The sequence below is a fragment of the Duganella sp. AC917 genome (assembly GCF_979258245.1).
This window is the reverse complement of record NZ_OZ409848.1, coordinates 149294-164037: the sequence shown is the minus strand read 5'-3', so window position 1 is coordinate 164037 and position 14744 is coordinate 149294. Positions and strand designations below refer to the sequence as shown.

The window sequence follows — 14744 nt, the reverse complement described above, 5'->3', positions numbered from 1 at the left end:
AACAATTCCAACTATCCGAAAGCTTCCATGACCGCAAACCCTTACCACATCTGCGCCGCCTCCGATTGCGACTGCGGCATGACGCGCCGCGACTTCCTGCGCGTGTCGGCGCTGGGCAGCGCCAGCGTCGCCGCGCCGCTGCTGTTCGCCGGCGACGCCATGGCGCAGCAAGGCCCGAAAGGCGACGACCAGCCGGTCAAGATCGGCTACCTGCCGATCACCGACGCCACGCCGCTGCTGGTGGCGCACGGCCGCAAGCTGTTCGAGGCCGAGGGTTTGCAGGCCGAGACGCCGCGCCTGTTCCGCAGCTGGGCGCAGATCATCGAGGCCTTCGTTTCCGGCCAGGTCAATGTGATCCACCTGCTGTCGCCGGCCACCATGTCGGTGCGCTACGGCGCCAAGTTCCCGGCCAAGGTGGTGGCGTGGAACCACGTCAACGGCTCGGCGCTGACGGTGGCCAAAGAGATCAACAGCGTCGCCGATCTGGGCGGACGCACGGTGGCGATTCCGTTCTGGTACTCGATCCATAACATCCTGCTGCAGCAAATCCTGTCCAAGGCCGGCCTGTCGGTGGTGGCCAAGGGCCGCGAAGGCGCCATCGGGCCGAAGGAAGTCAACCTGGTGGTGCTGGCGCCGGCGGAGATGGTCTCCGCGCTGGCCAGCAAGTCGATCGCCGGCTTTATCGTCGCCGAGCCGTTCAACGCGCTGGCCGAAACCAATGGCGTCGGCAAGGTGCTGCGCTTCTCCGGCGACGTGTGGAAGAACCACGCGTGCTGCGTCACCTTCCTGTCCGAACGCGATATCGCAGCCCGTCCCGAATGGGCGCAGCGCGTGACCAACGCCATCGTCAAGGCGCAGCTATGGACGCGCTCCAACCAGATCGACACCGCGCGCCTGCTGTCGAACGGCGACGCCCACCGCTACACCCCGCACGCGCTGCAGGTGCTGTCGAAGGTGCTGACCGTGACCGACTACGCCGACTACGAAAAGCGCGGCGTCATCCTGCACAAGGACTGGAACCAGCGCCGTATCGATTTCCAGCCCTTCCCGTTCGCGTCGTACACCGAGCAAATGGTCAAGGCGCTCAAGACCACGCGTCTCGAGGGCGACACCGGCTTCCTGCAAAAGCTGGAGCCGTCGTTTGTCGCGCGCGACCTGATCGACGACCGCTTCGTGCGCAAGGCGATTGCCGCCGTCGGCGGTCCGGGCGCGTTCGGCCTGCCGCCCAACCTGCTGCGCAACGAAGTATTGGCGGTCTGACGAATGGCGAATGTGGTCAATCGCGTCGGCCTGCCGCTGCTCGGTTTCGCGGTGGCGCTGCTGCTCTGGCAGATCGGCGTGGGCGCGCTGGAAAAGGACACGCCGATCGCGGCGTCCTTTGCGCCGCTGGAGGCCGGCCGCGCGCTGCTGCAATTGCTGCAAGGTCCGGATATCTGGCGCGACATCGGCCTGAGTCTGCGCCGGGTCGGCTACGGCCTGGGTGCGGCGGTGCTGATCGGCGTGCCGCTGGGGGTCCTGGTTGGCAGCTCGCGGCGCTTCGCGGCGGCGGCCATGCCGCTGTTCCAGCTGCTGCGCATGGTGTCGCCGTTGTCGTGGATGCCGCTGGCGGTGATGACGCTTGGCGTCGGCGACGCGCCCGTGTACTTTTTGCTGGCCTTTGCCGCCGTGTGGCCGATTTTGCTCAACACCGCCACCGGCGTCGCGCGGCTCGATCCGAACTGGCTGCTGCTGGCGCGCAGTTTGTCTGCCACGCGGACCGAGACCGTGCTGCGGGTGGTGCTGCCCGGGATCACGGCCGATATCCTGACCGGCGTGCGGCTGGCGATCGGCATCATCTGGATCGTGCTGGTGCCGGCGGAGATGCTGGGGGTGTCGGCGGGGCTGGGATATTTCATCCTCGACGCGCGCGACCGTCTGGCCTACAACGAGTTGATGGCGGCGATCGTGCTGATCGGCGTGCTGGGCTTCGCGCTGGATTATCTGGCGCGGTGGCTGCATGCGCGTTGGTTGCACGCGCGCTGAGCGCTCGCTTCACCCCGCACCGCGCGTATCGCCGGGGTTGGACCCCGCCGGGTTCACCACCCATCTGATTGGGGTGCGGGTTTATAATGCGGTATGAAAAAATTACCGCTCCTCGGCGACATCACGCCGGCGCAGTTTCTGCGCGACTATTGGCACAAAAAGCCTCTCCTGATCCGTAACGCCATCCCCGGTTTCAAGCCACTGCTGAGCCTGGATGCGCTGACTAAACTGGCCTCGACCAACCACGCCGAATCGCGCCTGATCACGGCTGTCGACGGCCAATGGTCGATGCAGCACGGCCCGCTCGAAACCTTGCCGCCGCTGACGCAAAAGGAATGGACCTTGCTGGTCCAGGGCATCAACCTGTTCGACGCCAAGGCCGACGCGCTGCTGCGCCAGTTCCGCTTCATTCCCGACGCCCGCCTCGACGACCTGATGGTCAGCTTCGCCACCGACGGCGGCGGCGTCGGCCCGCACTTCGATTCCTACGACGTGTTCCTGCTGCAGGCGCAGGGACAGCGCCGCTGGCGCATCGGCCCGCAAAAGGACCTGAGCCTGGTCGACGGCCTGCCGCTCAAGATCCTGGCCAACTTCAAGCCGAACGAGGAGTTCGTCCTCAATCCGGGCGACATGCTGTACCTGCCGCCGCACTACGCCCACGACGGCGTGGCCATCGGCGATTGCCAGACTTATTCGATCGGTTTCCGCTCGCCGTCATACCAGGAGCTGGGCGAGGCGTTCCTGCAATTCATGGCCGATTCGATCGACCTGCCCGGCCGCTACGCCGATCCGGAGCTGGAGGCGACCGCCAAGCCGGCCGAAATCCCGCGCCACATGCTGGACACGATCACCGAGGAAATCAACAAGGTCCGCTTCACCGAAGAGGACGTAACGATCTTCCTGGGCGAATACATGTCCGAGCCCAAGCACAACGTGTTCTTCACCGGGCCGGCCAAACCGCTGACGTTTGGCAAGTTCGGCGAGGCCGCCGCGAAAAAGGGCCTGTCGCTGTCGCGCAAGACGCAGATGCTGTATCGCGGCAAACACGTGTTCATCAACGGCGAATCGTTCGGCGTCGGCCGCGCCGACAAGGTGGCGCTGGAATTGCTGGCCAACAACCGCGCGCTGACCGGCGCCGAGCTGGCGACGGCGTCCGACGATGTCATGGATGCACTGTATACGTGGTACCAGGACGGCTGGGTCGAACTGGGCTGATCAACTTGGCGGAGGCCGGATGGAAAGGCAAGTATTTCCCTTTACGACGAGGGGCGGGTTTGTCGACCAACCGGCCGCCTGCCTGGCCCGCGCCGAACACACGCTGCGGCTATTCGATCCCGACTTCGCCATCTGGAACCTGGGCGGTAGTGCCACCGACGCGGTGCTGCGCGGCTTTCTAAAGGGCGGTGGCCGCCTGCAACTGGTGGCCCACGATGGCCGCCTGCTGGAACGGGAGGCGCCGCGTTTCTTGCGTTTGGTTAAGGATTATGGCCATGCGGTCGAGATTCGGCGTACTAATCAGTCGCTGCGGCAACTAACCGACTCGTTCTGCATTGCCGACGATCACCACATCGTCCGGCGTTATCATTCAGATCATTTCCGTGGTGAAGCAGTTTTCGATAGCCCGGCCGATATAAACACCCCTTTGGAACGTTTCCTTACAATTTGGGACGAATCCGGGCCAGGATTGTTAGCAAACTCAACAGGACTCTGAGCTGTTAGGGGGTAGAATGCGGTGTTCGAAGCGAACTCTGGTCGCTACCGGCTTCCCTAAACTGAAGTCGAAAGCGAAATGTTGCGATACCGCAAAATAGTTGTGAGAACGGCTCTTTGTCCTATTGCGACGCAGTAAAAATCGCTATAATATTCGGTTAGGAAGTTTCCGTTGTCTGGCAGGCACCATGTCAGGTACGAAAAGCCTTCGAAGACGACCTAATGAGCGATAATTACCGGTAATTATTAATCGCAACACTGTGTTCAATTTTGTATTAACTAAGGAAAATCCATGAAAAAATCCCTGCTGATCGTTTCCCTGCTGGCCGTTGCTGCTCTGACCGCTTGCTCGAAAAAAGAAGAAACCACCGTTACCCCAGCACCAGTAGTGGCTCCAGAAGCTGCTCCAGCTGCTGCTCCAGCTGCTCCAGCCGCTGACGCTGCTGCTCCAGCCGCTCCAGCCGCTGACGCTGCTGCTCCAGCCGCTCCTGCTGCTGACGCTGCTGCTCCAGCTGCTTCGGCACCTGCTGCTTCGAAGTAATCAGTAAGGAAGAACCCGCCAGCTCTTTTGGCGCCGGCGGGTTTTTTTTCGTCTGAAGCTTTTGCGCGAAATGAAAAATCTCCATTTCGCCGCGATATAAAAAAACCGGCGCCTGGCGCCGGTTTTTTTATATCCTGATAATCCCCGGATATTCAGGTGGCGACGCCAATTCGGCGCCACTACCCCACCTTCATTTATTTCAATTGCTCGTGCAGCAGCGTCAGGATCTTTTCGCCGACCGGGCCGGTTTCCGATTTGCCCGCATTGTTCATCACGGTCACGGTGCTGCTATTACCCGCACCGGCCTTGACCGAAATACGATAGCGCTGCGCTTCCTTATCGGCTTCCGACGACGAGCCCCAGCTGAACAGCTTGCTGAAGAAGCCTTTGGTTTCGGTAGCGTCGTCGATGTAGCGGACGAAGTAAGTGCCGCTGGTACGGTCGCGGTCCTCGACGGTGAAGCCGGCGCGATCCAGCGCCAGGCCGACACGGCGCCAGGCGCGGTCGAAGCCCTCGTCCACCTGCACGGCGCGCTCGGCGCCGGCGCCCACCAGCGACGCGTGCTGCGGCTGGACAATGGCCGATTCAACAGCGGTCTTGGCTGGCGAGGTGTCCTCGCCGCCGTTGCCCAGCTTGTTCATCATGCGTGCCAGGAATTCTGCTTCCAGGCCCGGATCGTTCGGGCGCGGCGTCCATACCGTCGATTCCTTCTGGGCGCCGGTGACCACTTCCTGGGCGCCGCGATGGCTGATGTAGATCTCGCTGGCGCCGTCGGCGCGGCGTTCGATGCGGGTGCGGAACTTGTCGCGCTCGCCGCTCGAATAGACCGAGTCGAATACCTTGCCGATGGTGTTACGGATGAAATCCTGCGGAATCTTGGCGCGGTTTTCGTTCCATTCGGTTTCCATAATGCCGGCGGTCGGCAGTTCCTGCGCCAAGGTGAAGCCCGAATCTTCCCAGAATTTCTTCAGCTGCGGCCACAGTTGCTCGGGCGTCTGCTTGATCACCAGCCAGCGCTGGTTGCCGTCGCGCTCGACCTTGATATCGCTGACGCTGGTCGGCACCACGGTGCCGGCGGCAGGCTGGCCCGGCACGACCACGCCGGGACCGACGCCTGCGGCCGCGGCAGCGCCCTTCGAGGCGTTATAGCCGGAAGCGGTGGCGACGCCGTTGTTCGAGTCCGGCAGCGAGTAGCGGTTATCCTTCTGCAATTGCGTCAGATCCGGCGGCACGTCCAGGGTGCTGGCCTTCTTGGCGGACTTGTAGTCCACCTTGTCGTTGCCGATGACGGAGCTGATCATGCCGCAACCGGTCAAACTGGCCATCAATGCGCCCAGTACCAGCACGCGCTGCGAGGAAATAGAAGCTGTCTTGCGAATAGTCATGTCGTTACTGTTATAAGAAGCTGGAGTGCAGCAAAATATGATCCGATCGAGTCGGGGCTTGTTGCTCAGGCAGCTGCCGCACCCGTGCCACCGCGCGGACGCCAGCCTGCCTGCCGGGGATTTACAGTACGCCGGCCTCTCGCAGGGCAGCGCGCACGGCGTCGTGGCAGTCGGCGCCCAGCGGCACCAGCGGCAGGCGGATGCCGGCCGGCATCTTGCCCATTTCCGCCAATGCCCACTTGACCGGCACCGGGTTCGGCTCGATGAACAGTTTCTGGTGCAGCGGGAACATTTTATTGTTCAGTTCCACCGCTTTCGGGATGTCGCCGGCGATCGCGGCCGCGCACATCCCGGCCATGGCGCGTGGCATGACGTTGGCGGTGACGGAGATATTGCCGGCGCCGCCAGCCAGCATCAGCGCCATCGCGGTCGGATCGTCGCCGGAATAGATGGCGAACGATTTCGGCGCCAGGCGCAGCAGGTCGTAGCCGCGGCCGATGTTGCCGGTCGCGTCCTTGACGCCGACGATGCCGGGCACGGCGGCCAGCCGCAGGATGGTGTCGTTGCTCATGTCGGCCACGGTGCGGCCGGGCACGTTATACAGAATCACTGGCAGGTCCACCGCTTCGGCAATGGCCTTGAAGTGCTGGAACATGCCTTCCTGGGTCGGGCGGTTGTAGTAGGGAACCACTTGCAGCGTGGCGTCGGCGCCCGCTTCCTTAGCAAAACGGGTCAGCTTGATCGCTTCGGCGGTCGAATTGGCGCCGGCGCCGGCAATGATCGGGATGCGGCCTTTGGCGTGGGCGACGGTTGCCTTGATCAGCGCGCAGTGTTCTTCGACACTGACGGTCGCCGATTCGCCGGTGGTGCCGGCGATGACGATGCTGTTCGTGCCCTCGGCGATATGCCAGTCGATCAGGCGGTTCAGGCCCTCGAAGTCCAGACTGCCGTCCGGGTGCATCGGAGTGACGATTGCTACTATGCTGCCCTTAATCATAGGAAACCACTGCATAAAGTATTAAAACGACGATTGTAGACGATGAGTCGCGGTTATGGTGCATTCAGGGCGACAAATCGGGTTTCAAAATGGCGGCAACAGGGCCGCCACGCGCGGGAAATCAGGCTTTACCGCGCAAATTCGTTGCACCATGGCAGCTTTTGGAGCATCGACCACGCCATCTTCGAAAGCCACCACGCGCAGGCCGTGCTCGCGCGCCCAATCCAGCAGTTCGCCCGGCTTGAGCAGGAAGTCCGGGTTCGATGGTTTGCCGAACTGGGCGTTGCCGTCGGAGAAGGTTTCGTAGATCAACACGCCGTCCGGCGCCAGGCTGGCGATCATCGCGGCGGTTAGGAGACGATGCAGGTAATTTGTGACCACGATGCCGGCAAATCGTGCCGGACCGAATGGCCACGCGGCGCCCTGCTCTTCCAGGTCGATGGCCGAGGTGGTGATGTCCGGCCCGGCCGCCAGCGCCAGCGCGTCGGGATCGCGGTCGACGGCGACCACCGAATGGCCGAGCGAGGCCAGATGACGGGTATGGCGACCGTTGCCGCAGGCCAGATCCAGCACGTCGCCGCCGGGGATCAGGGGGGCGTAGCGCCCCACCCAGGGAGAGATGTTATCGCTCATGATGTCTTTACCGGAATTTACGAAGGGTTACAAAGTCGCGCGTCAAAAAGCCTTCCAAACCAGACCAGTGATGGTCCGGACGGGGAGAAAACTCAGGCGAACAGATAGAAAAGCGGGCTGACCAGAACGTGGAAGATGCTACCGACCACCTGCATGCCGCCGATGAGGAAGCCGGTCAGGAAACCGAACTGCATCAGCAGGATCAGGGCAATGAAGACATAGATGCCGTAACGCTCGATCTGCGCGTACTTGCGCGCCAACGCCAGCGGCAGGATGCCGGTGACGATGCGGCCACCATCGAGCGGTGGCAACGGAATCAGGTTGAACACCATCATCGCGGAGTTCACCAGAATACCTGCCTCGACCATTTTGATGAAGAAATCGGACCGATCCAGGTGGAACACCAGCGTCAGCACCACGCCCAGCACCGTCCAGGCCAGACCCATGAGGAAGTTGGCGCCGGGTCCGGCGGCGGCGACAAACGCCATTTGCTTGCGCGGATTGCGCAGGCGGCAGTAATCGACCGGCACCGGCTTGGCGTAACCGAGCGCGGGCAGATGCAGCAGGCTGAGTATCAACGGCAGCAGCACCGTGCCGAACGGATCGATATGGCGCATCGGATTGATGCTCAACCGGCCCAGATCGGCGGCGGTGGAATCGCCGAAGTAACGGGCGACATAGCCGTGGGCGGCTTCGTGCAGCGAAATTGCAAAAAGAACCGGGATGGCGTAGACCGTGATGGTCTGGACGATGCTATCTATATCCATGATGGAGGGATTCTACCAGAGGCTGCTAAGTGATCTTGGGCGCCGTCGAAGGCCGGCGCGCTTGCCTTGTCGCAAAGGGAGAATCAGAGTCCGAACAAGGCGGCGTCGCCCCGGCCCTGGCGCACCAGTTCGGCGTCCGGTCCGGTCAGGTCGATCACGGTGGTCGGCTCCATGCTGCAGGCGCCGCCGTCGATGACCAGCTCGATCTGCTTGCCCAGCCGTTCGCAGATGGTGTCGGCGTCGTTGAGCGCGTCCTGCTCGCCCGGCATGATCAGGGTCGTGCCCAGCAGCGGCTGCTGCAACTGCTCCAGCAGCGCCAGCACGATCGGGTTCTCCGGCACGCGCAGGCCGATGGTCTTGCGCGACGGATGGCTGAGCCGGCGCGGCACGATTTTGGTCGCCTCGAGGATGAAGGTATACGGGCCCGGCGTGGCCGTCTTGAGCAGGCGGAACTGGCGGTTGTCCACGCGCGCGTAGACGCCGATCTCGCTCAGGTCGCGGCACAGCAAGGTCAGGTGGTGCTTCTCGTCGATGCCGCGAATGCGGCGCAGCCGCTCGACGGCGCCCTTGTCGTCCAGGTGGCAGACCAGCGCGTAGCAGCTATCGGTCGGCACGGCGACGATGCCGCCGCTGTCGATGATCTGCGCCGCCTGCTTGATCAGACGCGCTTGCGGGTTGACGGGATGGACCTGGAAAAATTGACTCATGGTTGGCTGGCAGGGCCCGGATTTAGCTGAAGTTTTCGATCACCGCAGTCGGCCCGGGCCGCTATTAATAACATCAGGATTGTACGCTACGCAGCGCGGCGATGCGCTGCTCGAAAGGCGGGTGGGTCGAGAACAGCGCACCCCAGCCGCCACGGTTGGTGATGCCGGCGGCCGCGATCGATTGCGGCAACGCGCCCGGTTCCATACCGTTCAGGCGGGCCAGCGCGTGCTGCATCGGCACGCTGCTGCCGAGCAGCTTGGCCGAGCCGGCGTCGGCGCGGAATTCACGCTGGCGCGAGAACCAGGCCACGATCAGCGAAGCGGCCAGGCCGAACACCAGTTCACAAACGAAGACCGTGGCCATGTAGCCGATGCCGGTGCCCTGGCGGTCGTTCTTGAGCAGCACCTTGTCGACGAAGAAGCCGACCACGCGCGCCAGGAACACCACGAAGGTGTTGACCACACCCTGGATCAGCGTCATGGTGACCATGTCGCCGTTGGCGATGTGGGCCACCTCGTGGGCGAGCACGGCCTCGACCTCGTCGCGGTTCATGTTTTCCAGCAAACCGGTCGACACGGCCACCATCGCCGAGTTTTTGAACGCGCCGGTGGCGAAAGCGTTCGGCTCGCCGTCGTAGACCGCGACGTCGGGCATGCCGATGCCGGCGCGCTCGGACAGCGCCTTGACGGTGTTGACCAGCCACAGCTCGGTCGACGACGACGGCGTTTCGATCACGCGCGCGCCGGTCGACCATTTGGCCATCGGCTTGCTGATCAGCAGCGAGAAGATCGCACCCGTGAAGCCGACCACCAGCGAGAACGCCAGCAGGCTGCCCATTTCAAGCGTGCCGCCGGCGCCCGGGCGGCCGATGCCCAGCAGCGACAGCACGATGGACAGCACCAGCATGACGGCGAGGTTGGTGGCGATAAACAGGACGATGCGTTTCATTGGTTGTTCTCCGGTACGGACAAGTTTGCCCAGATCATAAGGTATGACCGGCCTTACGCAAAATCAAGATGGCAATATTAATTACCGGCGGTAATCAGCGGAGAGAATTACCGTGGCTCAGCCGGCATGGCCGGCTAAAACCAGTCGTGCCAGACCGGTTTGACGTTGGCCGGCAATGGCGGCAGCAACGCAAAATCGACGCGCGATTCGCCCGGGGCATGGAAATCGGTCCCGCGCGACGCCAGAAAACCGTAACTGTTCGCCAACTGTGCGTACACCGGATACTGGTCCGGCGTGTGGCTGCCGGTGACGACCTCGATCGCCTCGCCGCCAAGTTGCTTGAACTCGTCGAACAATTGGCCCTGGGCCAGCTGGCTGAAGCGATAACGCCCCGGGTGGGCGATGACGGCGATGCCACCGGCCCCGCGTATCCATCCGACCGCATCAGCCAGGCTTGCCCAGCAATGCGGCACATAGCCCGGTTTGCCTTCGGACAGGTATTTCTTGAACACTTCCGGAATATTGGCGCAGGCGCCGATTTCCACCAGATAGCGGGCAAAGTGCGTACGCGACATCAGGTCCGGATTACCGACATAGGTCAGCGCGCCTTCGTAGGCGCCGTTGATACCGGCCGCTTCGAGCTGGCGGGCGATTTCCCGGCCGCGATTATCGCGGCCCGAGCGCGTGCACGCCAGGCCGTTGACCAGCGCGGCGTTGGTCTCGTCGATACGCAAGCCGACGATGTGCACCGTTTCATTCGCCCATGTAATCGAAATCTCGACGCCGGGGACAAATTGCATTCCCTGCTCTTGCGCAGCGGCGCGGGCGGCGGGAATGCCGCCCACTTCGTCGTGGTCGGTCAGCGCCCAGACATCGACGCCGGCCTTGCGCGCGTGGGCGGCCACGGCGGCGGGTGCGAGAACGCCGTCGGAAACATTGGAATGGCAGTGCAGATCGACTTTTAACATGCTGTCATTGTATCCCGGATGCGTGCGCCCCTGCACGGTCGGCGCGCAAGAGGGGCGCGGCCGATTCAGAGCCTCAGCTGGTCAAGAATTCCTCGATGTACCCGGCCAGTTCGACCGGCTGGTCGTGATGCAGCATATGCCCGGCATCGTGCACCATCTTGCGGGTGACGTCGCGCAAATGCCCGAGCCGGCGCTCCAGTTCTACCTGCCCGGCCGGCTTCGAACCGAGCCAGTCCCACATATTGGTCTGGTCGGCCTCGACCCACAGCACCGGCGCCGTGATCGCTTTCCAGCACGCCATCACCTCGTCGACGTTGTACGGCAGCGGGCCTTGCTGCTTGTGTACCGGATCGCCAAGGATCTCCCACTCGCCCTGCTCGTTCTGGGCCGACCAGTGTTTCGACAGGAACGCGGCGCGCTCGTCGCTCAGACGTGGATTGGTTTTCTGCAAGCGCGCGGCCACCGCCTGTTGCGACGGGTAGGCGCGCATTTCCGGCTTTTCCAGCAAACCATCCATCCACTTGGCGTAGCGGCCCGGGGCCTGCTCAGGCTTGGCGGCGCGCAGGCCGGCGCCTTCCAGGTTGACCAGCTTGCGGATGCGCTCCGGACGCGCGCCGGCGTACAGGCCGAGGATATTGCCGCCCATGCTGTGGCCGACGATGTCGACCGCCTTGTCCGGCGAGTAGTGGCGCAGGATGGCGTCGAGGTCGGCCAGGTAGTCGGGGAACCAGTAGGTGTCGTCGCCGCTGCGGTCGGACAGGCCGAAGCCGCGCCAGTCCGGTGCGATCACGTGCCAGTCGCCCTTCAACGCATCGACGACGAACTGGAACGAGGCGCCCACGTCCATCCAGCCGTGCAGCATGAAAATCTTGGGCGCGCCTTCCCTGCCCCAGTGATGCAAATGGCAACGCAATCCGCGTATGGTCAGGAATTCCGAGCGGGAAGGAGTCGGCGTCATGGTTCTGGTCCTCGTATAAGACGGAAGCTTGAAAACAGCGAAGTCAGCGCAATATCGGTACATTGCTGGCCGCAAAGCAAAATAATAGCACGACCGTTCGCTCGCTGTGCAAGCGTAAAATAGTGCCATCCCGCCGTTCCCATCATTCAACCGAAGGTTTCCAATGTCTATTTATCAACTGGGCGAATTCGCACCAGAGATCGATGCATCGTCATTTGTGGCCGATAGTGCGACCCTGGTGGGCAAAGTCAGCCTGCAGGCCAACACGTCGGTGTGGTTTGGCGCGACCTTGCGCGGCGATAACGAACGCATCACCATCGGCGAGAACAGCAACGTCCAGGAAGGCGCTGTGATGCACACGGACATGGGCTACCCGCTGAACGTGGGCAAGAACGTGACCATCGGCCACCAGGCCATGCTGCACGGCTGCACCATCGGCGACGGCGCCCTGATCGGCATCCAGGCGGTGATCCTGAATGGCGCCAAGATCGGCGCCGGTTGTCTGGTCGGGGCCGGCGCGCTGGTCACCGAGGGCAAGGAATTCCCGGACAACTCGCTGATCATCGGCTCGCCGGCCAAGGCCGTGCGCACCCTGACCGCCGAGGACACCGCGCGCCTGCTCGCCAGCGCCGACAGCTATGTGCAACGCGGCCAGCTGTTCAAGACGCAACTCAAAAAGATTGGATAAAACATGAGCATTACCCTGACTACGGACGTCCTGCAGAAATTCATCTTCGAGAACGCCGCCGTGCGCGGCGAGTTCATCGACATCTCGGCCACGTGGCGCGAGGTGTTGTCGCGTCACGACTACCCTCCTGCGGTCAAGAAGCTGCTGGGCCAGATGGTCGCCGCTGGCGCGCTGCTGTCAGCCAACCTGAAGTTCAACGGGTCGATCATCATGCAAATCCATGGCGACGGACCGGTGCAGTTGCTGGTGGTCGAGTGCGATGCCGACTTGCGTCTGCGCGCCACCGCCAAGCTGGCCGAGAACGCGGTCATCGCCGACGACGCCACGTTGCCGGCAATGCTCAACGCAAACGGCAAGGGCCGCTTCATCATCACGCTCGATCCGGCCGACAAGGTGCCGGGCCAGCAGCCCTACCAGGGCATCGTGCCGCTGGACGGCGACGATGTGGCGACCGTGATTGAAAACTACATGCTGCGTTCGGAACAGCTGGACACCAAGCTGTGGCTGGCTGCGGACGACAACGTTTCGCGCGGCTTGCTGCTGCAAAAGCTGCCGGACCATGGCGGCAAGGCCGGCGCCGAGCCGCTGACGCAGGAAGACGCGCTGGAAACGTGGAACCGGGCGGTGATTTTGGGCTCGACGTTGAAGGAGCAGGAGTTGCTGGAAACGACCGTGGACGTGCTGATGCAGCGCTTGTTCTGGGAAGAGACGATCCGCGTGTTCGATCCGTTGAGCCCGTCGTTCCATTGCACCTGCACGCGGGAGAAGGTGGGCAACATGCTCAAGATGCTCGGGCGCGAGGAAGTTGACAGCGTGCTCGAGGAACAGGGGCATGTGGGCGTCAACTGCGATTTCTGCGGGCAGCATTACGATTACGACAAGGTCGATTGCGCGCAGCTCTTCGCCAGTGACGAGCCGGTCGCGGCGTTGATACCGGCAAGCGACGTTAAGCATTGATTTGGTGGGCGGAGCCACGTGGGGCGGATGAGCCGGAACGGCGTAATCCGCCACCGTTCCGCCATCGGTTCATCCTTCCCCGCCCTCCTTGGCATACCGCTGCGCCAGCACCGCGCACACCATCAATTGCAACTGATGGAACAGCATCAACGGCAACACCACCGCGCCCAGCGCGCCGCCGGCGAACAACACCTTCGCCATCGGCACGCCGCTGGCCAAACTCTTTTTCGATCCGCAAAACACGATCGCGATCCGATCCTCGCGGTTGAATCCCAACCGTCGGCTCAACTGCGCGGCAATCAGCATCACCAACCCCAGCAGCACAACATCAATCAACATCAGCCCGCCCAGCGACGCCCACGACAGCTGATGCCATAGCCCCTGCCCGACCGCCTCGCTGAACGCCGTGTACACCACCAGCAAAATCGAGCCCTGATCGACCATCCGCGTCAGCGGCTTGTTGCGCTCGACCCAGGCGCCGATCCAGCGCCGCGCGACCTGGCCGGCGATGAACGGCAGCAGCAGTTGCAAGGCGATCTGCAACGCCGATTCCCACGGCGAGCCGCCCGTCATCTGCGCGGTCGTCAGCAACCCCACCATCAGCGGCGTCAGGAAAATTCCCAGCAAATTGGAAGCGGACGCGCTGCAAATCGCCGCCGGCACGTTGCCGCGCGCGGCCGCCGTGAACGCGATCGACGATTGCACCGTCGACGGCAGCATGCACAGGAACAGAATGCCCAGATACAGGTCGGGCGTCACCAGCGGCATCAGCACCGGCTTGAGCACAAACCCCAGCAGCGGAAACAGCGCGAACGTACACAGCAACACCAGCAGATGCAAGCGCCAGTGCGTGATGCCGGCCACCACCGCCTCGCGCGACAGCTTGGCGCCGTGCAGGAAAAACAGCAGACACACGGCGGCGTGCGTGACGCCGTTGAAGATGACGGCGCCCCGACCGGTGCATGGGAACAGGCTGGCGGCGCCGATGGTCACGATCATCGCCAGCGTAAAGTTATCGGGTAAGAATTTAGGACGGTTCATCGGTGACTTACCACATCTTGATCTTGGCGCATTGGACTTCCAGAATATCGACGGCGCCGAGCGTCGTGGCGGACGTCGTGCTGCGGATCAGATCGACACGTTCGACGCAGGCGCCGCGCATCAGCCGTTCCTGCGTGCGGGTGCAAACCGTCACCGTGCCGGCGCTGCTGGCGCTGCACGAAAAACCTTCGACGCGCATGCGCACGACCGCCTGCTCCAGCGGCATGCCGGGCTGGACGGTGTCGGTGACGAAGTTGCCCAGCCGGGCCTGATTGACCGTGTAACAGCCGGCCAGTGGCAACGCCAACGCCAGCATCAGAAGTATGCGCATCGTTTCTTCCCTCTTGTTTCCATACGGCAGTGTACCGCATGCCCGTCATCATCCGGTCACACACGGTCACTATCATGCGCAGCGTTGCTA

At 63.0% G+C, this 14744-nt stretch carries 17 protein-coding genes; 7 read left to right on the top strand and 10 right to left on the bottom strand.

Annotation, left to right across the window (positions count from 1 at the left end):
* Positions 1–27 precede the first annotated feature (27 nt).
* The 5 genes from ACZ0BA_RS00705 to ACZ0BA_RS00685 all read left to right on the top strand — a co-directional run bounded on the left by ACZ0BA_RS00705 (position 28) and on the right by ACZ0BA_RS00685 (position 4273).
* A complete protein-coding gene (locus ACZ0BA_RS00705; protein ID WP_463449462.1) occupies positions 28–1260 on the top strand; it encodes an ABC transporter substrate-binding protein in 1233 nt (410 codons plus the stop codon).
* Positions 1261–1263: 3 nt separating this feature from the next.
* The gene (locus ACZ0BA_RS00700) at positions 1264–2022 is read left to right on the top strand and encodes an ABC transporter permease (RefSeq protein WP_463449461.1); all 759 of its coding nucleotides are present in this window, start codon (positions 1264–1266) and stop codon (positions 2020–2022) included.
* 93 nt (positions 2023–2115) lie between these two features.
* A complete protein-coding gene (locus ACZ0BA_RS00695; protein ID WP_463449460.1) occupies positions 2116–3237 on the top strand; it encodes a JmjC domain-containing protein in 1122 nt (373 codons plus the stop codon).
* Between the two features lie 19 nt (positions 3238–3256).
* On the top strand, positions 3257–3733 hold the full coding sequence (locus tag ACZ0BA_RS00690) for a DUF7931 domain-containing protein (protein ID WP_463449459.1): 477 nt from the start codon (positions 3257–3259) through the stop codon (positions 3731–3733).
* A 291-nt stretch (positions 3734–4024) separates the two neighbouring features.
* Entirely contained in the window at positions 4025–4273 is a 249-nt protein-coding gene (locus ACZ0BA_RS00685) for a hypothetical protein (protein WP_315219227.1), read from the top strand.
* A 194-nt stretch (positions 4274–4467) separates the two neighbouring features.
* Here ACZ0BA_RS00685 and bamC read toward each other — a convergent pair whose 3' ends face one another.
* The 8 genes from bamC to ACZ0BA_RS00645 all read right to left on the bottom strand — a co-directional run bounded on the left by bamC (position 4468) and on the right by ACZ0BA_RS00645 (position 11637).
* On the bottom strand, positions 4468–5658 hold the full coding sequence (bamC, locus tag ACZ0BA_RS00680) for an outer membrane protein assembly factor BamC (RefSeq protein ID WP_463449458.1): 1191 nt from the start codon (positions 5656–5658) through the stop codon (positions 4468–4470).
* A 121-nt stretch (positions 5659–5779) separates the two neighbouring features.
* On the bottom strand, positions 5780–6655 hold the full coding sequence (gene dapA / locus ACZ0BA_RS00675) for a 4-hydroxy-tetrahydrodipicolinate synthase (RefSeq protein WP_463449457.1): 876 nt from the start codon (positions 6653–6655) through the stop codon (positions 5780–5782).
* An 84-nt stretch (positions 6656–6739) separates the two neighbouring features.
* Entirely contained in the window at positions 6740–7288 is a 549-nt protein-coding gene (locus tag ACZ0BA_RS00670) for a class I SAM-dependent methyltransferase (protein ID WP_463449456.1), read from the bottom strand.
* Positions 7289–7380: 92 nt separating this feature from the next.
* Complete coding sequence (locus tag ACZ0BA_RS00665) at positions 7381–8058, bottom strand: site-2 protease family protein (RefSeq protein WP_463454684.1); 678 nt, start codon at positions 8056–8058, stop codon at positions 7381–7383.
* A gap of 80 nt (positions 8059–8138) precedes the next feature.
* Positions 8139–8762 carry an L-threonylcarbamoyladenylate synthase gene (locus ACZ0BA_RS00660; protein WP_463449455.1) on the bottom strand — a complete coding sequence of 208 codons (624 nt, stop codon included), beginning with the start codon at positions 8760–8762 and terminating at the stop codon, positions 8139–8141.
* Positions 8763–8835: 73 nt separating this feature from the next.
* Complete coding sequence (htpX, locus tag ACZ0BA_RS00655) at positions 8836–9711, bottom strand: protease HtpX (RefSeq protein ID WP_463449454.1); 876 nt, start codon at positions 9709–9711, stop codon at positions 8836–8838.
* Positions 9712–9845: 134 nt separating this feature from the next.
* Positions 9846–10679 (bottom strand): 3',5'-nucleoside bisphosphate phosphatase, encoded by an 834-nt coding sequence (locus tag ACZ0BA_RS00650; protein ID WP_463449453.1) that lies wholly within the window; start codon positions 10677–10679, stop codon positions 9846–9848.
* Positions 10680–10752: 73 nt separating this feature from the next.
* Entirely contained in the window at positions 10753–11637 is an 885-nt protein-coding gene (locus tag ACZ0BA_RS00645; RefSeq protein ID WP_463449452.1) for an alpha/beta fold hydrolase, read from the bottom strand.
* A gap of 163 nt (positions 11638–11800) precedes the next feature.
* On the opposite strand from ACZ0BA_RS00645, the gene ACZ0BA_RS00640 reads away from it, so the two are divergent.
* Both ACZ0BA_RS00640 and hslO read left to right on the top strand, forming a co-directional pair.
* Positions 11801–12325, top strand: a complete 525-nt coding sequence (locus ACZ0BA_RS00640) for a gamma carbonic anhydrase family protein (protein ID WP_463449451.1) — start codon at positions 11801–11803, stop codon at positions 12323–12325.
* 3 nt (positions 12326–12328) lie between these two features.
* Positions 12329–13282, top strand: coding sequence for an Hsp33 family molecular chaperone HslO (hslO, locus tag ACZ0BA_RS00635; RefSeq protein WP_463449450.1), 954 nt, complete (start codon positions 12329–12331; stop codon positions 13280–13282).
* Positions 13283–13351: 69 nt separating this feature from the next.
* On the opposite strand, the gene ACZ0BA_RS00630 is transcribed toward hslO, so the two are convergent.
* Both ACZ0BA_RS00630 and ACZ0BA_RS00625 read right to left on the bottom strand, forming a co-directional pair.
* Positions 13352–14323, bottom strand: coding sequence for a bile acid:sodium symporter family protein (locus ACZ0BA_RS00630; RefSeq protein WP_463449449.1), 972 nt, complete (start codon positions 14321–14323; stop codon positions 13352–13354).
* A gap of 7 nt (positions 14324–14330) precedes the next feature.
* The gene (locus tag ACZ0BA_RS00625) at positions 14331–14654 is read right to left on the bottom strand and encodes a hypothetical protein (RefSeq protein WP_463449448.1); all 324 of its coding nucleotides are present in this window, start codon (positions 14652–14654) and stop codon (positions 14331–14333) included.
* Positions 14655–14744: the final 90 nt, after the last annotated feature.

Excerpts from the sequence above, each read along its gene's own strand:
- ACZ0BA_RS00670 (WP_463449456.1), bottom strand. The coding sequence starts at position 7,288 with ATGAGCGATAACATCTCTCCCTGGGTGGGGCGCTACGCCCCCCTGATC.
- bamC (WP_463449458.1), bottom strand. The coding sequence starts at position 5,658 with ATGACTATTCGCAAGACAGCTTCTATTTCCTCGCAGCGCGTGCTGGTA.
- ACZ0BA_RS00625 (WP_463449448.1), bottom strand. The coding sequence starts at position 14,654 with ATGCGCATACTTCTGATGCTGGCGTTGGCGTTGCCACTGGCCGGCTGT.
- ACZ0BA_RS00640 (WP_463449451.1), top strand. The coding sequence starts at position 11,801 with ATGTCTATTTATCAACTGGGCGAATTCGCACCAGAGATCGATGCATCG.
- hslO (WP_463449450.1), top strand. The coding sequence starts at position 12,329 with ATGAGCATTACCCTGACTACGGACGTCCTGCAGAAATTCATCTTCGAG.
- htpX (WP_463449454.1), bottom strand. The coding sequence starts at position 9,711 with ATGAAACGCATCGTCCTGTTTATCGCCACCAACCTCGCCGTCATGCTG.
- ACZ0BA_RS00660 (WP_463449455.1), bottom strand. The coding sequence starts at position 8,762 with ATGAGTCAATTTTTCCAGGTCCATCCCGTCAACCCGCAAGCGCGTCTG.
- ACZ0BA_RS00685 (WP_315219227.1), top strand. The coding sequence starts at position 4,025 with ATGAAAAAATCCCTGCTGATCGTTTCCCTGCTGGCCGTTGCTGCTCTG.
- ACZ0BA_RS00695 (WP_463449460.1), top strand. The coding sequence starts at position 2,116 with ATGAAAAAATTACCGCTCCTCGGCGACATCACGCCGGCGCAGTTTCTG.
- ACZ0BA_RS00700 (WP_463449461.1), top strand. The coding sequence starts at position 1,264 with ATGGCGAATGTGGTCAATCGCGTCGGCCTGCCGCTGCTCGGTTTCGCG.
- ACZ0BA_RS00645 (WP_463449452.1), bottom strand. The coding sequence starts at position 11,637 with ATGACGCCGACTCCTTCCCGCTCGGAATTCCTGACCATACGCGGATTG.
- dapA (WP_463449457.1), bottom strand. The coding sequence starts at position 6,655 with ATGATTAAGGGCAGCATAGTAGCAATCGTCACTCCGATGCACCCGGAC.
- ACZ0BA_RS00690 (WP_463449459.1), top strand. The coding sequence starts at position 3,257 with ATGGAAAGGCAAGTATTTCCCTTTACGACGAGGGGCGGGTTTGTCGAC.
- ACZ0BA_RS00630 (WP_463449449.1), bottom strand. The coding sequence starts at position 14,323 with ATGAACCGTCCTAAATTCTTACCCGATAACTTTACGCTGGCGATGATC.
- ACZ0BA_RS00650 (WP_463449453.1), bottom strand. The coding sequence starts at position 10,679 with ATGTTAAAAGTCGATCTGCACTGCCATTCCAATGTTTCCGACGGCGTT.
- ACZ0BA_RS00705 (WP_463449462.1), top strand. The coding sequence starts at position 28 with ATGACCGCAAACCCTTACCACATCTGCGCCGCCTCCGATTGCGACTGC.